The 16,499-nt window shown below is 65.2% G+C and carries 12 protein-coding genes; 2 read left to right on the forward strand and 10 right to left on the reverse strand.

All coding sequences use genetic code 11. The annotated features are described in order from the left end of the window. Positions 1-66 precede the first annotated feature (66 nt). From AB3G31_RS15340 to AB3G31_RS15370, 7 genes are all read right to left on the reverse strand, one after another. Entirely contained in the window at positions 67-3,534 is a 3,468-nt protein-coding gene (locus AB3G31_RS15340) for an AAA family ATPase (RefSeq protein ID WP_367846949.1), read from the reverse strand. Next, entirely contained in the window at positions 3,531-4,817 is a 1,287-nt protein-coding gene (locus tag AB3G31_RS15345) for an exonuclease SbcCD subunit D (protein ID WP_367846950.1), read from the reverse strand. The genes AB3G31_RS15340 and AB3G31_RS15345 overlap by 4 nt, the downstream gene beginning before the upstream one ends. 106 nt (positions 4,818-4,923) lie before the next feature. After that, positions 4,924-5,673, reverse strand: a complete 750-nt coding sequence (locus tag AB3G31_RS15350; protein WP_367846951.1) for an ABC transporter ATP-binding protein — start codon at positions 5,671-5,673, stop codon at positions 4,924-4,926. Position 5,674: 1 nt separating this feature from the next. Then, positions 5,675-6,460, reverse strand: coding sequence for an ABC transporter ATP-binding protein (locus AB3G31_RS15355; RefSeq protein ID WP_367846952.1), 786 nt, complete (start codon positions 6,458-6,460; stop codon positions 5,675-5,677). Between the two features lie 9 nt (positions 6,461-6,469). Next, positions 6,470-7,543: a branched-chain amino acid ABC transporter permease gene (locus tag AB3G31_RS15360; RefSeq protein ID WP_367846953.1), complete on the reverse strand. Its 1,074-nt coding sequence runs from the start codon at positions 7,541-7,543 to the stop codon at positions 6,470-6,472. Between the two features lie 13 nt (positions 7,544-7,556). Further along, positions 7,557-8,486 (reverse strand): branched-chain amino acid ABC transporter permease, encoded by a 930-nt coding sequence (locus AB3G31_RS15365; RefSeq protein ID WP_367846954.1) that lies wholly within the window; start codon positions 8,484-8,486, stop codon positions 7,557-7,559. Positions 8,487-8,908: 422 nt separating this feature from the next. After that, on the reverse strand, positions 8,909-10,210 hold the full coding sequence (locus tag AB3G31_RS15370; RefSeq protein ID WP_367846955.1) for a replication-associated recombination protein A: 1,302 nt from the start codon (positions 10,208-10,210) through the stop codon (positions 8,909-8,911). Between the two features lie 66 nt (positions 10,211-10,276). Between AB3G31_RS15370 and AB3G31_RS15375 the strand changes: the two genes are divergently transcribed. Then, positions 10,277-11,485 carry an HD-GYP domain-containing protein gene (locus tag AB3G31_RS15375; protein WP_367846956.1) on the forward strand — a complete coding sequence of 403 codons (1,209 nt, stop codon included), beginning with the start codon at positions 10,277-10,279 and terminating at the stop codon, positions 11,483-11,485. Positions 11,486-11,547: 62 nt separating this feature from the next. Here the strand turns inward: AB3G31_RS15375 and lolA are convergent, their stop codons facing one another. The 3 genes from lolA to AB3G31_RS15390 form a co-directional block, all read right to left on the reverse strand. Then, the gene (gene lolA, locus AB3G31_RS15380) at positions 11,548-12,192 is read right to left on the reverse strand and encodes an outer membrane lipoprotein chaperone LolA (RefSeq protein ID WP_367846957.1); all 645 of its coding nucleotides are present in this window, start codon (positions 12,190-12,192) and stop codon (positions 11,548-11,550) included. A gap of 6 nt (positions 12,193-12,198) precedes the next feature. Continuing rightward, positions 12,199-14,529 carry a DNA translocase FtsK gene (locus tag AB3G31_RS15385; RefSeq protein ID WP_367846958.1) on the reverse strand — a complete coding sequence of 777 codons (2,331 nt, stop codon included), beginning with the start codon at positions 14,527-14,529 and terminating at the stop codon, positions 12,199-12,201. 65 nt (positions 14,530-14,594) lie between these two features. Beyond that, positions 14,595-15,269, reverse strand: coding sequence for a Crp/Fnr family transcriptional regulator (locus AB3G31_RS15390; protein ID WP_367846959.1), 675 nt, complete (start codon positions 15,267-15,269; stop codon positions 14,595-14,597). A 232-nt stretch (positions 15,270-15,501) separates the two neighbouring features. On the opposite strand from AB3G31_RS15390, the gene trxB reads away from it, so the two are divergent. Next, a complete protein-coding gene (trxB, locus tag AB3G31_RS15395) occupies positions 15,502-16,458 on the forward strand; it encodes a thioredoxin-disulfide reductase (protein WP_367846960.1) in 957 nt (318 codons plus the stop codon). Positions 16,459-16,499: the final 41 nt, after the last annotated feature.

Below are 16,499 nucleotides of genomic sequence, written 5' to 3' on the forward strand. Positions count from 1 at the left end.
GGTTTTGAATTGCTACGTAAATAATGGCTTCTCACGCCCTAACCATAGGCGCAAGAGGCCAATTTTCTATAAATGGTGCACCGCCAGCTGTCCTGCGGGCAGCGCCGCCTGCCCGACCTGCACCAGGTGCTGGTGGTGGGTGAACAGCAGCACCTGGCCGCCCTGGGCGAAGCGGGCCAGGGCCTGGAAGATGTGGGTGGCGCGGGTGTCGTCGCTGGTCATGAGCACGTCGTCCAGCACCAGGGGCATGGCGGGGCCGTTGCCACCATCACCACGCTGCAGTTCCAGCGCGGCCAGGCGCAGGGCCAGGTAGAGCTGGTCGGCGGTGCCTTCGCTCATGGCCTCGATACCGATCAGGCGGCCATCCAGCCCTTCGGCCTGCAGCACGGGGCGCTCGGCCGACGTGTCCACCACCAGCCTGGGGTAGCGGCCGCCGGTGACGATGCCGAAATACTCGGAGGCCAGCCGCACCATGGGGGCCTGGGCGCGTTCGCGAAAGCGCTTCAGGGCTTCTTGCAGCAGGCTGTCGGCCAGGCGCAGCTGCATCCAGGGCGGCACGGCGGCGCGCAGGCGGGCCACGGCGGATTCCATCTGTTCGCGGGCTTCGGCTGCGGCGGCCGAGGTGTCGATGGCGTCCAGCGCCTGGCGGGCGGTGTGAACGCTGGCGCTGGCGCTGGCGATATCGGACTCTAGCTGCGTGGCCTGGGTGTCCAGGGCGGCGCGTTCGGCGTCCAGGTCCACCGCGTCGCGCCCGGCCACTTCGGCGCGCAGATCGGCCAGCGGGCGGGTGGTGGCCAGGTGCAGCTGGGCGTTCAGCTCGCGCAGTCTGTCCTGCAGCGTGCGCTGGGTGGCGGAGCGGTCTTCCGCCCCGGGCAGCGCCGCCGGGTCGTCCACCCCGGCCGCCGCGCACAGGCCCTGCAATTGGGCCTGGCTGGCCGCGATGCGTTGCTGGGCGGCGGCGTGCTGCTGCTCGGCGGCGGCCAGGCGACGTTCAACATCGCTGGCTTGCTGGGCATGGGCCTGGGCCCGGGCCAGGCGGGCCTGGAGGCGGTCGGCAAAGTCGTCGGTGTGCGCCACGGGCGGCTCGCCCAGCAGCGCGGCCAGCGCCTGCGCCTGGGCCTGGACACCGTCGGCGCGGGCCTGGTGCTGGGCGATGGCCTCGGTGCGGCGGGTCTGGGCCGCGTGGGCGGCCTCCAGCGCGGCCAGCTCGGCGAGCCGGGCCTTGGTGGCGGCGGCGCTGCTGGAGGCGGGCAGAAACAGGCGGGTGGTCCAGGCGGTGTGGGCCGCCAGCGCGGTGGCCAGGGCGGCCTGGTGCGTGGCGAGCTGGCGCTGCAGGCTGGCGTGCTCGGCCCGCCGGGTTTCGCGCAGCTGGGTTTCGGCGCGGGCCTGGGCGGTGGCCTCCTGGGCGGTGCGCAGCCAGCTGCTGGCCTGGGCGACCAGGCCCGCGCCGGTGGCCGGGCAGCCCGCCGCGTGCAGGGCGTGGGCCAGGGCCTCGGTACGGGTGTGGACAGCCTGGGCGGCATCGGCCTGTTCGCGCTGCAGCTGGAGCTGGCGCTCGCATAGTTCCAGCGCGGCGGCGCGCTGGGCCTGCCATTCGCGCAGGGCGGCGGGCGGGTGCGGGGGCAGGTGGGCGTCGGCCAGGGTCTGGAGCCAGTCGCGCTGCTGCTGGCTGGCCTGGACGGCGGCGTCGGCCAACTGCTGGGCGATGGCGTGGCGGCGGGTGTCGGCCTCGGCGATGCGCTGCGCGCACTCGGCGGCCTGGGCGGCGCGCTCTGCGCCTTCGCGCAGCAGGTCGGCCTGGCGGTCGGCTTCGGTCTGGGCGGGTTCGAACGCAGCCAGGGTGGCGGGCGAAGCGGCGGCGTGTCCGTAGGCTTGCTTCACGTCTTGCCAGCGGGCCTCGCGTTGCGCGCGGGCGGCTTGCAGGCTGTGGGCGGTGACGATTTCGCCCACGGCGGCCAGCTGCTGTTGGCGGTGCTGCTGGGTGCTGAGTTCGCGCTGCAGGTCGGCATCGTCCTTGCGCAAAGCCTCCCGCTGCAGCACCGCATCGGCCTGGGCTTTTTCGGCCTGGGCAATGTCGGCCAGCAGCAGCGGGCGGGCTGCGTGCAGGGCGGCGACGCTTGGCAGGCGCAGCTCGGCCAGCGCGCGCTGGATGCGCTGGTCCAGGGCCTCCAGCGCGCGCTGGGCTTCGGCCTGGCGCTGGGGGGTGTCGCCCAGGGCCAGGGCATGCTGCAGGGCCGACTCGACCGCCGCCAATGGCTCCGGGGGCACCGCACGGTGCTCCTGCGCGGTGTGGGCCAGCTGTGCGTCGAGTTGGGCCAGGCGTTCCTGCTGCTGGGCCAGCGCCTGGGTGTGGCGGGCCAGGCTGTCTTGCAATTCGTCCAGCGCCACGCGGTCGGTGGGGCCGGGCACGGCGGCCAGTACCTCCTGCAGGCTGGCGCCAGGGTGGATGCGCCGGGCCATGTCGGCCAATACGGCGGCGCCCTGCCCGGCCTGGGTCTGCAGTTGCAACTGCTCGGCGTGCTGCTGGCGGACGATTGCGCAGGCCTGCACCAGGCGCTCGATGGCGGGAGCGTGGGCGACCAGGGCGGGCTCCAGCACCAGTGCCTGCCGGGCCTGGGCGCAGGCGGCCTGCTCGGCCTGGGCGGCCTGCCGCTGCTCGTTGGCGGTGCGCAGACTGTGCTGGGCGGCCAGGCGCTGCTCGCGTGCATCGGGCGGCAGCAAATGAATGGCATTTTCGGCCTCTAGTGCCGATTGGATAAGCGTGAGCTGCTGCAATAACGGTAGCACGGCGCGCAGCTCGGTCAGGGTGTGGATGCGTTTGCGCAGGGCCGTCAACTGGTCTTGCAGGCTGCGGAGCTGGTCGGTGGCGGCATCCACGGCGCGCTGGCGGTCCTTCCACTCGGCGGGGCGGGTCAGTGCGGCTTTGAAGGCGGCTTTGTGTTCGTCGATCTGGCGCAGGGCTTCGGGGATGGTGGCCTGGGTGGCGCGCGGGCTGTAGTAGCTTTTGGCATCGTCCTGCAGACGGGCCAGCAGGGCCTTGATGCCTTGCAGCCCGGCGCTGGCCTCGAACAGGGCGGCACCGAGTTCGCCCTCGCCTTTGAGCAGCTCTTCGCCGCCTTTGCGCAGGCGGGCGTGGTCCAGGCCAAAGCTGCGCTCGAAGGCGGCGCGGTCCATGCCGCCGGTGAGGGCCTGGGCCACGGCGGCGCTGACGGGCGTGGCCAGCGGCTGGCCGGTGGCCGGGTCGGCCTGGGTCAGCGGGTCCTTGTTTTTTTTGCGGCGGGCCACGGCCACCGGTTGGCCGCTGGCGTCTTCCAGCACCGCGGTAAGCAGCAGCTTGGGGCTGTCGTGCACAAAGTTGTCGGCGCTGCGCACCGGGATGCCAAAGCGCAGGTCGGCCATCGCGCGCAGGGCCGAGGATTTACCGGCTTCGTTGGGGCCAAAAACCAGGTGGATGCCCGCCGGGGTAGCGCTGAAATCCAGCAGCTTGTCGGTGAACGGGCCAAAGGCCGACAGGTAGAGTTTTTGCAGTTTCATGCCGCACTCCCCAAGCGCGCGAGCAAGGTGGCTTCGGCGTCCATTAGCAAGGCCTTCAAGGTGGCCGGGTCGGCCCAGTGTCCCTCGCCCTTGGCCTCGGCGGGCAGTTTGTGCAGCACGTCGCCACAGGCTTGGGCCGACCAGGCGGCCAGCGCCGCGGGGTCGGCGGCCAGTTCGTCTACCAGGCGCAGCAGCTCGGCCACGGCATCGTCGCCCTGGGCCAGGGCGGCGCGGTCTACCGGGGAGCTGAGCTGCAGCTGCACCTGCTCGATCCACAGCTCGGCCCCGGCCACGTCTTGGGCGGCGGCGTGCACGGCGGCTTCCAGGGTGCCGGGCTGCCCAGCCTCGGTGGTGTGCAGGGCGGTGCGGCCCGTGAGGTGGATGCGCAGGGCGTGCAGGCGGTCGCCCGCGCCCAGGGTGGCTTGCGCCAGGGCGGCGGTGATGGCCTGGCTGGCCTGGGCCAGGTTGTCGATGCCGTCCAGCGGCACGCTGAGCTGGTGCCAGCGCACGACGTCCAGGGGCACGAAGCGGGTTTCCATCTGGCCGCCGGCCACGGTCACGAGTTCGCAGCCCTTGGGCCCGGTTTCATTGGCGTGGCGGCCCTGCAGGTTGCCGGGGAAGACCACACGGGGCGATTCGCACACCACGGCGCGGGTGTGCACATGGCCCAGCGCCCAGTAGTCGTACCCCTTGGTTTTGAGGGTGGGGATGTCGGTGGGTGCGTAGGTGTCGTGGCCGCTGGCCCCGGTGAGGCTGGTGTGCAGCAGGCCGATGTTGAACTGGCCGGGCAAAGCATCCGGGTAGTGCGGCACCAGGTCTTCGGGCACCTCGCGCTGGGGAAAGCTTTGGCCATGGATGGCCACGCCCAGGGCGGGCAGGCGCACGGTTTCGGCGCTGCGGCTGGAGAAGCGGGTGACGTTGTCAGGCAGCACCAGCTCGCGGGTGATGGTGCCCTGCGCGTCGTGGTTGCCCTGCACAAAAAAGACCGGGATGTGGGCGCGGCCCAGGCGCACCATTTGGGCGCGGAAGAACAAGCCGGTGTGGAAGTCGGGCCAGTCGCGGTCGTACAGGTCGCCTGCCAGCAAGACGAAGTGCACCTGCTCGGCCAGGGCCAGATCGACCAGGTTTTCCAAAGCGCGGCGGGTGGCATTGCGCAGGCGATCCACCGGCGCACCGGCATAGCGGCTCAGGCCACGCAGCGGGCTGTCGATGTGCAGGTCGGCGGCGTGGAGGAAGCGGAAAGTGCCGGGGGTGGCAGATGACGTGGCTACTACGTTATTCATAGCAGCTAGTGTAGATGGTATGGGCGGTGGAGGCTTTTTTTGCTTGTAAGCCGAAAGCCCCCACCCCTGCCCTCCCCCGGAGGGGGAGGGAGGAATACCGCGGGGGTTACTCGCCCAGGTAGGCTGCGCGCACCTTGGGGTCGCTCAGCATTTGCTTGGCATCGCCGCTCATGGTAACGATGCCGGACTCCATCACGTAGCCGCGGTCGGCGATGCCGAGTGCGCGGCTGGCGTTTTGCTCGACCAGCAGCACGGTCACGCCCTGGGCGTACACGTCTTTGACCACTTCAAAGATCTTGTCGACCATGATGGGCGACAGGCCCATGGAGGGCTCGTCGAGCAGCAGCACCTTGGGGCGGCTCATCAGCGCGCGGCCCATGGCCAGCATTTGCTGCTCACCACCGGACATGGTGCCGGCCAGCTGGTCCTTGCGTTCGCGCAGGCGCGGGAAGATGGTGAACATCTTTTCGATGTCTTCCAAAATCGCGGCCTTGTCGTCGCGGATGTACGCGCCCATCTGCAGGTTTTCCGTGATGGTCATGCGGGTGAACACGCCACGGCCTTCGGGCACCATGGCCAGGCCGTCTTTCACCAGATCCCACGCGCCCTTGCCCTTGATGCTCTTGCCCAGGTAGTGGATGTCGCCGCCCACAAACGGCAGCGTGCCGGTGATGGCCTTCATGGTGGTGGTCTTGCCCGCACCGTTGGAGCCGATCAGGCTGACCAGCTCGCCTTCGCGGACTTCGAAGTCCACGCCCTTGACGGCCTGGATGCCGCCGTAGGAGACCTTCAGGCCGCTGACTTTGAGCAGCACTTCGCCGGGTTGTTTCTTAGGGGTAGTCGCAGTATTGGCCATCTCAATGTCCTCCCGTGCCTAGGTAGGCCTCGATCACTTTTTCGTTTTTCTGCACTTCGGCAGGGGTGCCTTCGGCAATTTGCTTGCCGTAGTCGAGGACGGTCAGGCGGTCGCACAGGCCCATCATCAGCTTCACATCGTGCTCGATGAGCAAAATGGTGCGGTTGTCGTTGCGGATTTTGTTGATCAGCTCGCGCAGCATGACTTTTTCGGTCATGTTCATACCGGCAGCGGGCTCGTCCAGCGCGATGAGCTGCGGGTCGGTGGCCAGGGCGCGGGCGATTTCCAGGCGGCGCTGGTCACCGTAGCTCAGGGTGCGGGCCTTGTAGTCGGCCAGCTGGCCAATGCCTACGTAGTCCAGCAGTTCCTGGGCGCGCTTGGCAATTGCCAGCTCTTCGGTCTTGAAGCCCTTGGTGTGGAAGATGGCGCCCAGCAGCCCGGTATGGGTGCGGATGTGGCGGCCCACCATGACGTTTTCCAGCGCGGTCATTTCGGCGAACAAACGGATGTTCTGGAAGGTACGCGCAATGCCGGCCTTGGCCACTTCGTGGACCGCGGTGGGCGAGTACGGCTTGCCTGCCAGATGGAAGGTGCCGCTGTCGGGCGTGTACAGGCCGGTGATCACGTTGAAGAACGTGGTTTTACCGGCACCGTTGGGGCCGATCAGGCCGTAGACCTGGCCGCGCTGGATGGTGATGCCCACGTCGCTCAAGGCTTGCAGGCCGCCGAAACGCTTGGAAATGCCCGCAACCTGCAGGATCACTTCGGATTTTTTGCTATCTGTCATGGGTGTTCCTTACTTGGCCTTGAGCGATTTGCCGTGGTCGGGCGAGGGCCACAGACCCCGCGGACGCGACAGCATGATGGCGATCATGGCCAGGGCGATCAGCAACTGGCGCAGGATGGCCGAGTCCAGCCGTCCGCCGGTCATGGCCTGCAGCGGGCCTGCCAGGTAGCGCAAGACCTCGGGCAGGGCCGACAGCAGCACCGCGCCCAGAATCACACCCGGCAAGTGGCCAATACCGCCCAGCACCACCATGGCGACGATCATCACCGACTCCATCAGGCTGAAGGATTCGGGCGATACAAAGCCCTGGAACGCGGCAAACAGCGTGCCGGACACGCCACCAAACGTGGCACCGGTGCCGAAAGCCAGCAGTTTCATGTTGCGGGTGTTGATGCCCATGGCCTTGGCGGCGATTTCGTCTTCGCGGATGGCCATCCAGGCGCGGCCGACGCGCGACAGCTCCATGCGGTGGCAGATCACCACGCTGATCACCACCAGCACCAGGAACAGGTAGTAGTACAGGCTGACCGAGGCGATCTCGTAGCTGCCGATGTGCAGGGACTTGCCCAGGTCGATGCCGAAGAATTTCAGCGAGTCGATCTGGTTCAGGCCTTTGGGGCCGTTGGTGATGTTGATGGGGTGGTCCAGGTTGTTCAAGAACACCCGGATGATTTCACCAAAGCCCAGGGTCACGATGGCCAGGTAGTCACCGCGCAGCTTGAGCGTGGGCGCACCCAGCAGCATGCCGAAGAAGCCCGCGATGGCCGCCCCGACCGGCAGAATCATCCACAGCGGCATGTGCAGGCCGTCCGGGAAAATGGCCGCAATGGCCGGGAACGCCTCGGTCAACTGGGGCGAAGCCATCAAACCATAGGTGTAGGCACCCACGGCAAAGAAGGCCACATAGCCCAGATCGAGCAGACCGGCAAAGCCGACCACCACGTTCAGGCCCAGGGCCAGCATCACGTAGATCAGCGCCATGTCGGCAATCCGCACCCAGGCGTTGCCGAAGTTTTGCAGGATCAGCGGCAGGATCAACGCCACAACGGCGCACAGGATGAGGTTGGTTTTGTTCAGTTTCATAGTGGTGCTCCCATCAGGCCCGGTCGGCCACACGTTCACCCAGCAGGCCCGAAGGACGCAGCGTGAGCACGATGATCAGCACGATGAAGGCAAAGATATCGGAGTAGTTGCTGCCCAGCACGCCACCGGTCAGCGCGCCGATGTAGCCCGCGCCGATGGATTCGATCAGGCCCAGCAAAATGCCGCCGACCACCGCACCGGCCAGGTTGCCGATACCGCCAAACACGGCTGCCGTAAAGGCTTTCAGGCCGGGCAGGAAGCCCATGGTGTGCTGCACCGTGCCGTAGTTGGAGGCGTACATCACACCGGCAATGGCGGCCAGCACCGCGCCGATGACGAAGGTGGCCGAAATCACCATGTCGGGCTTGACACCCATCAGGGCGGCCACGCGGGGGTTTTCTGCGGTGGCGCGCATGGCACGGCCCAGCTTGGTGTAGTTGACCAGCCACATCAGCACGGCCAGGGACACGGCGGTCAGGCCCAGGATCAGGATTTGCGTGGGGGTGATCACCGCGCCGCCGATGTTGTAGGGCGTGGCGGGCAACAGCGTGGGATAGGGTTTGTAGTTGGGCTTCCAGATGATCATGGCCAGGGTTTGCAGCAGGATGGACATGCCGATGGCGGTGATCAAGGGGGCCAGCTTGGGGCTGTTGCGCAGCGGCCGGTAGGCGACTTTTTCAATCACGAAGTTGAGGGTGGCCGAGACAATGCAGGCAATCACCAGCGAGATCAGCAGCATCAGCCAGCCGGGCGTGCCGGGCATGGAGTCCTGCATGAGTCCGATGATGGTCCAACTGGTCAGCGCGCCGACCATCAGCACCTCGCCGTGCGCAAAGTTGATCAGGTTAATGATGCCGTACACCATCGTGTAGCCCAGGGCTACCAAGGCATACATGCTGCCCAGCACCAGACCGTTGATGATCTGCTGTAGCAAGATATCCATAAATATTTCTCCGTGTGTGTTGTGCATCCACAGGCTGCTGGTGCCAACCATCCATGATGGCTGGCGGCCTTGTGGGCCCCGCAACTTAACAAAAAACCCGCCAATTTCGATGGACTTGTGCAGCACACGCAGAGCAGGCCTGTGGCCGGGCTCCCGGTTGCCGCGCAAGTCACGTCCAACTTGGTGCGGGTTCTGTGGCGAATTGTATCCAGCACGAAACGGGCCAAAACCAAGGGTTTAGGGCGTGTTTACCCTCGAAAGCGCAGGGATTAGCGCGTTTGCCAAAGTATTAGCAAATCTGATTATGCAAATGTATCAACGCGCCCAACTTATCCGGCATATGGGCTTGGCGCACATACAAATCCAGGTATCGTTTTGCGCCGCTTCCTGCAATGGTGCGCAGTAGGTGGCGGGCCGCCGTATCAGGAGGTTTTGCCTTCGGCCGCATTCAGGCGTTTGAGCGTGCGCAATTTTTCTGCGATGCGGATCTCCAGGCCGCGCTCCACCGGCCGGTAGAAGCTGGCTGCGGCCATGCCGTCGGGCAGGTACTGCTCGCCGGCGGCAAAGCCGCCCTCCTCGTCGTGGGCGTAGCGGTAGCCTTTGCCGTAGTCCAGCTCTTTCATCAGCTTGGTGGGGGCGTTGCGCAGGTGCATGGGCACCGGGCGGGTGCCGTCCTTTTTGATGAACGCCTTGACCTCGTTGAAAGCCTTGTAGACCGCGTTGGATTTGGCCGCCACGGCCAGGTAGACCACGCATTCGGCCAGCGCCAGCTCGCCCTCGGGGGAGCCCAGGCGCTCGTACACGTCGGCGGCATCCAGCGCCAGGCGCAGCGCCCGCGGGTCGGCCAGGCCGATGTCTTCGCTGGCCATGCGGACCAGGCGGCGCGCCATGTAGCGCGGGTCAGCCCCGCCGTCGAGCATGCGCACAAACCAGTACAGCGCGGCGTCGGGGTCGGAGCCGCGCACGGATTTGTGCAGCGCGCTGATGGTGTCGTAGAACTGCTCGCCGCCCTTGTCGTAGCGGCGCATGCGCTCGCCCAGCACCTTGAGCAGCCAGGCATCGCTGATCTCGGCCTGCTTCTCCTGCGTGGCCGCCACGGCCAGCGTCTCCAGGGTGTTGAGCAGCCGCCGGGCATCGCCATCGGCATACGCCACCAGCCGGTCAACTGCTATTTTTTCAATAGCTGGTACCGCTTGAATAGCCTGCGCGTGGGCCACTATTTGCTCTAAATCTGCCGAGGTGAGCGGCTGCAGCACATACACCGCCGCACGCGACAGCAGCGCCGAGTTGACCTCGAACGATGGGTTCTCGGTGGTGGCCCCCACAAAAGTAAACAACCCGCTCTCCACATGCGGCAAAAACGCGTCTTGCTGGCTTTTGTTGAAGCGGTGCACCTCGTCCACAAACACAATCGTGCGGCGGCCCTGGGCCTGGGAGATCAGCGCCTGCTCGACCGCGTCGCGGATGTCCTTCACGCCGCCCAGCACCGCGCTGATGGTGATGAAGCGCGCGTCAAACGCATCGGCCATCAGCCGGGCGATGGTGGTCTTGCCGGTGCCGGGAGGCCCCCACAGGATGCAGCTGTGCGGCTGGCCGGATTCGAACGCAATGCGCAGCGCCATGCCCTCACCGAGCAGGTGCTGCTGGCCGATGACTTCGCCCAGGTTTTTGGGGCGCAAACGCTCGGCCAAGGGGGCATCGGTGGACAGGGCAGGTCGGGTCATGGAACGGGATTCTCCCATGCGGTGCCGGTGCAAAACGGGTGCACTATCCCTTATCCTCCCCGCACCATGATTTACCTCCCTGTGCCGATTGCACGCATTGAAGTCCTCCGCCCCCTGCCCATCAACATATGGGATGCCAAGGGCAACCTGCTGCTGCGCAAAGGGCAGTCGATTGTGTCGGAGCACCACCGCGAACACCTGGAAGCCCACGGTGCCTGTGCCACCCAACCCGACTACAAGGCCTGGGTCAGCAGCTACGACCGGCTGATCTACCGCCTGCTGCGCGACGGTGTCAGCATCCAGGAAATCGCCAAGGCCACCATGCCACAAGACATTCTGGAGCTGGACTACACAGTGGGCGAGGACATCACCGGCGGCTGGACCGATGTGCAAGCCGTCTGGGGCACCGTGCTGCACACCGGTGCCGCCGCCAAAAATCCACTGGGCCGGCTCGACGGGGTGCAAAAGCGGGCCATGGAGCTGCTGGACAAAGACGTGGACGAGAGTTTGTTCAGCCTGTTCCAGGCGCTGGCCGACAAAACCCTGGGCTACTGCGCCACCCACGCCCTGTTGTGCGCGGTGGTTTGCGAGCTGACGGCCCGCAAACTGGCGCTGGACGACTTCGTACGCCCCATCCTGGTGCAAGCCGCCCTGGCCATGAACATCAGCATGGCCAAGCTGCAAGATACCCTGGCATCCCAAGCCACCCCACCCGATGCAGAACAAAAGCAGCTCATCCACGACCATCCGGTGCTGAGCGAGTCTGTTCTGCGCGGCTTTGGGGTCGTCAATGAAGACCTGCTGGACATCGTGCGCCTGCACCATGACCGGGATGAAACCAGAGGCCTCGAGCGCAATGTGGAATGCCGCCGCATCCTGCACCTGGCCGATGTGCTGATTGGCAAGATGGCCCACCGCTCCACCCGGCCCGGGGTGTCGGCGCTGGGCGCGGCCAAATCCAACATCGTGGGCGTGCCGGACGAAGATGCCCGGGTCGGCAAGGCCATGACCCACGCCATCGGCTTCTACCCGCCCGGCACCTACGTGATGCTGGCCAATGGCGAAAAAGCCGTCAGCGTGAAAAAAGGGGCCAGCGTCAACACCCCGCTGGTTGTCAGCATCGCCAACGCCCAGGGCCTTCCGCTGGGCATCTACGTGCTGCGCGACACCCGCGAAAAGCCGTTTGCCATCCAGTCCCCGGTAACTGCCGACAACGTCAAGATCAACCACGAGCGGGTGCACAAGGCGGTGATGAAGGTGGTTCCCGCAGCCTAGGAGTCGCTATTCATTTCATAGCTTCCTGCGCTTATCTTTAAAGCGCTGGCAGCCAAAAAGACTTACTGTTTCACCACATCCGCACCCGCTGGCGGCTTGAACTGGAACAGGTCTGCCGCCAGGGTCGGGTTGACTTCTACCTTGGCAAAGGTCATCACCGAGCGCTGGCCGAAGCTGTCCAGAATCTCCAGCGCGGCCAGCTCGGTGGCCTTGCCGTCGGTTTTAAAGCCCACGCGCACGGTTTGCAGCTGGCCGTCTTTGGCCTTGGGCGTGGCCGACACCCATTGCAGGCCGTCCTTGTCGGGTGCGGCCAGCAAGGTGAAATCGGCCTGCAGGGCCTGCAGGTTGGGTGCGGCGGCAATCAGCGCGGCGGGGGTGGAGCCCAGCACCGCCGACTGCTTGCGGCTGGTGACCTGGTTCAGGTCCACGTCGTACAGCCACAGCGTCTGGCCGTCGGCCACGATGCTCTGCTCAAACGGCTTCTTGTACAGAAACCTGAATTTGCTGGGCCGCTGGAATTCAAAGCTGCCGGTGGAGGTTTTGACGCGCGCCGCCTGCCCCTCCTTGGGCGGAGAGGTCACGACCTGGGTGAAATCGGCACGGCCGGACTTCACCGTCTTGACGAAGTTCTCCAAGCTTTCCAGGCCGTCTGCGCTTGCTACACCAGCACAAGCAGCTATCAAAACCGCAGCAATCCATTTTTTCATCAGTTTTTACTCCGCTCTCGCGGGAACCAAAATTTCACGTTGACCGGCACCGCTCATGGCGCTCACCAAACCGGCTTTTTCCATGTCTTCGACCAAGCGGGCGGCACGGTTGTAGCCAATCTTCAGATGCCGCTGCACCAGGGAGATGCTGGCCTTGCGGTTTTTCAGCACCACTTCCACGGCCATGTCGTACATCGGGTCTTTTTCGCCACCGCCGTCGCCACCTTCACCGCCCTCCCCGTCCTCACCATCGACCGTGCCACCTTCCAGCACGCCCTCGATGTAGTCGGGCTCGCCCTGGGTCTTCAAGTAACTTACAACGCGGTGGACCTCTTCGTCGCTGACAAAGGCGCCGTGCACCCGCGTCGGCATGCCGCTGCCGGGCATGTAGAGCATGTCACCCAGGCCCAGCAGGGCTTCGGCGCCCATCTGGTCCAGGATGGTGCGGCTGTCGATCTTGCTGCTGACCTTGAAGGAAATGCGGGTGGGGATGTTGGCCTTGATCAGGCCGGTGATCACGTCCACGCTGGGGCGCTGGGTGGCCAGAATCAGGTGGATACCGGCGGCCCGGGCTTTTTGCGCCAGGCGGGCAATCAGCTCTTCGATCTTCTTGCCGACCACCATCATCAGGTCGGCCAGCTCGTCAATCACCACCACGATGTGCGGCTCGCGCTTCAAGGGCTCGGGGCTGTCGGGCGTGAGGCTGAACGGGTTGTAGATGAACTCTTCGCGGGCCTTGGCTTCGTCGATCTTGGCGTTGTAGCCCGCCAGGTTGCGCACGCCCAGCTTGCTCAGCAGCTTGTAGCGGCGTTCCATCTCGGCCACGCACCAGGTCAGGCCGTGGGCGGCCTGGCGCATGTCGGTGACCACCGGGGCCAGCAGGTGCGGAATGCCTTCGTACACCGACATTTCCAGCATCTTGGGGTCGATCATCAGCAGCCGCACATCGCGCGCCTCGGCCTTGTACAGCAGGCTCAAAATCATGGCGTTGATACCCACCGACTTGCCCGAGCCGGTGGTACCGGCCACCAGCACGTGGGGCATTTTGGCCAGGTCGACCACCACCGGGTTGCCGATGATGTCCTTGCCCAGGCCCATGGTCAGCAGCGATTTGGCCTCGTGGTAGACCTGCGAACCCAGGATTTCCGACAAGGTGATGGACTGGCGCTTGGCGTTGGGCAACTCCAGCGCCATGTAGTTTTTGCCCGGAATGGTTTCCACCACGCGGATTGACACCAGGCTCAAGGACCGCGCCAAATCCTTGGCCAAACCTACAATTTGTGAGCCCTTGACGCCGGTAGCAGGCTCAATCTCGTAACGCGTAATCACCGGACCGGGCGATGCCAGCACCACCTTGACCTCCACACCAAAGTCTTTCAGCTTCTTCTCGATCATGCGGCTGGTCATCTCCAGCGTCTCGTGGGCCACGGTTTCCTGGTGCAGCTGCGGGCCGTCGAGCAGATCGACCTGCGGCAGCTTGGTATCCGGCAATTCGCTGAACAGCGGCTTTTGGCGCTCTTTGATGACGCGGGCGCTCTTGGGCGGATCGACCAGGGTGGGCTCGATCATCACCGGCGTGGGGTGGTGGGCGGCGATTTCCACGCGCTCTTCCCGCACCACGGCTTCGCGCTTCTTGGCGGCAACCTTGCCCACAGCCAGGTCTTCGGCCACCACACGCTTCTCGCGCCGGGTCTCCACCAGGGAATAGGCCCAGGCCCCCAGCCGCTCGGCCACATGGCTCCAGGAGAAGCGGAACACAGCCGACACGCCAATCACGCCCAGCGCAATCCACACCAGGCCGGAGCCGGTAAAGCCCAGCCACTTCACGCCAAACGGCCCCACCAGGTAGCCCAGCACGCCGCCCACATGGCCCGGCAGCAGCGGGGCCAGCCGGTACAGGCGCGACCACTCCAGCGCGGTACTGGCGCACAGCAGCAAGACCAGGCCGAGCCAGAAACCCCAGGCGGTGCCCGCCACATGGCCGCTGGGCCGGGGTTTGTCGTCGGGGGCGTGGGCACGCATCCAGTCGGCCAGGCCGGCCAGCCAGGCCCGCACTCCGGCGGCCAGGCACCACCAGACCGAGAAGCCCAGGCAGAAATAGCTCATGTCGGCGATCCACGCGCCCAGGCGACCGCCCCAGTTGCGCACCACCCCGCTCTGGCCCGAGGTCGACCAGGCGGCGTCCTGCAACGAAAAACCCAACAGGGCCATGCACCAGAAAACCAGCGCCAGCAGGCCCAGGATCAGGCCGATTTCACGCGCAAAGCGGTTGATGCCGGTACGCACCGGCGACACCACCGGACCGGATGAATTGAGAGTATTGAGAGAGTAAGTCATGGGCAGAAAAAGTCTGCGCCAAGCTTACCCCATGCGCGGGCGGCCAGAAATGGGCCGGGAGCCCATCAGGTCAGCGAACCCAGCACCGAACGGATGTGGGTGGAGCCGTTGTCATGGCCTTCGATGTAGCCGCGCTCTTCCAGGTCTTTCATCACACGGCTGACCATTTCGCGCGAGGCGCCGACCATTTTGGCCACGTCCTGGCGCGAGATCTTGTCGCGGATGACCATCTGGCCGTCGCCATTGGGCGTGGCGGCTTCCAGCAGCACATGGGCCACCCGGCCATAGACATCCATCAGGGCCAGGGACTCGATCTTCTGGTCGGCGCGGCGCAGCCGCTTGACCAGGCCGTACATCACCGCGCGGGCCATGGCGGTGTTGCCGTCCAGGCAGTGTTCGAACTCGGCACGGCCCAGCACCAGGCAGTCGGTGGGGATCTCGGTTTGCACCGTGGCCGAATGGGGCTCGTTGTCGATCAGGCTCATTTCACCCACGTAGTCGCCCACCTGCAGGGTAGCCAAAATGACTTCGCGGCCCCGGCTATCGGTGGTCAGCACCCGGGCCCGGCCACTGAGCACGATGAACAGGGCGTTGGATTTGCGGCCCTGCTCGACAATGATTTCGGCCCGCTTGAACCGTTGCTTGGTTACGGCCTTGGCGACCACATCGGCTTGTTCAGCAGTCATGGAGGAGAACAAGGGCACGCGCAACAAAAGCTCTATGTTGGACAACATCGACATGGTCATTTCCTTTCGCGTCAGAGCCCTGCAGACCGTGGGTTCTTACAATCTGGGGCAGAATTTCAAAATATGGCTTACGCGGCAACCGACCCTACGGGGAAAACTGTATGGGCCGATACGGTGCAATATCTAAAAAGTATCGCGGCCCAGCCGATAGATGCCGCCTCTTATTTTGTAACAATTAGCAAGCAGTACACGCCCCTTTCTCCTTTTCACTACAGGTTTTTTATCCATGTCGAACAATAAACATGCCAAGGTCCTGGTTTTGGGCTCTGGCCCTGCGGGCTACACCGCCGCCATCTACGCCGCCCGCGCCAACCTGAACCCGGTGCTGATCACCGGCATCGCCCAAGGCGGCCAGCTGATGACCACCACCGAAGTCGACAACTGGCCTGCCGATGTGATGGGCGTGCAAGGCCCCGAGCTGATGCAGCGCTTCCAGGAGCACGCCGAGCGCTTCAAGACCGAAATCATCTTCGACCACATCCACACGGTGGATTTCAGCCAGCGCCCGTTCACCCTCACCGGTGACAGCGGCACCTACACCTGCGACGCGCTGATCCTGGCCACCGGGGCCTCTGCGCAGTACCTGGGGCTGGAGTCGGAAACCGCCTTTATGGGCCGGGGCGTCTCGGGTTGCGCCACCTGCGACGGGTTTTTCTACCGCGAGCAAGAGGTGTGCGTGGTGGGCGGTGGCAATACCGCGGTGGAAGAGGCGCTATACCTGTCCAACATCGCGTCCAAGGTGACCCTGGTGCACCGCCGCGACACCTTCAAGGCCGAAGCCATCTTGGTGGACAAGCTGATGGAAAAAGTGGCGGCAGGCAAGATCGAGCTCAAGCTGTTCCACACCCTGCAAACCGTGCTGGGCGATGCCTCCGGCGTGACCGGCGTGCGCCTGCAAAGCACCCAAAGCGACGCGACCACCGACATTGCCCTCAAAGGCTGCTTCATCGCTATCGGCCACAAGCCCAACACCGACATCTTCGCGGGCCAGTTGGAAATGAAAGACGGCTACATCATCACCCGCACCGGCTTGCAAGGCTTTGCCACCATGACCAGCGTGCCGGGTGTGTTTGCCGCCGGTGACGTGCAAGACCACATCTACCGCCAGGCCATCACCAGCGCCGGTACCGGCTGCATGGCCGCACTGGACGCGCAACGCTTCCTGGAGCAAGGCGCGCACTGAGTCTGAGATTTGTGTATCAAAATGGCTGCTCACGCTTATTA

The organism is Rhodoferax sp. WC2427, from assembly GCF_040822085.1.
Taxonomy (GTDB): Bacteria; Pseudomonadota; Gammaproteobacteria; order Burkholderiales; family Burkholderiaceae_C; genus Rhodoferax_B.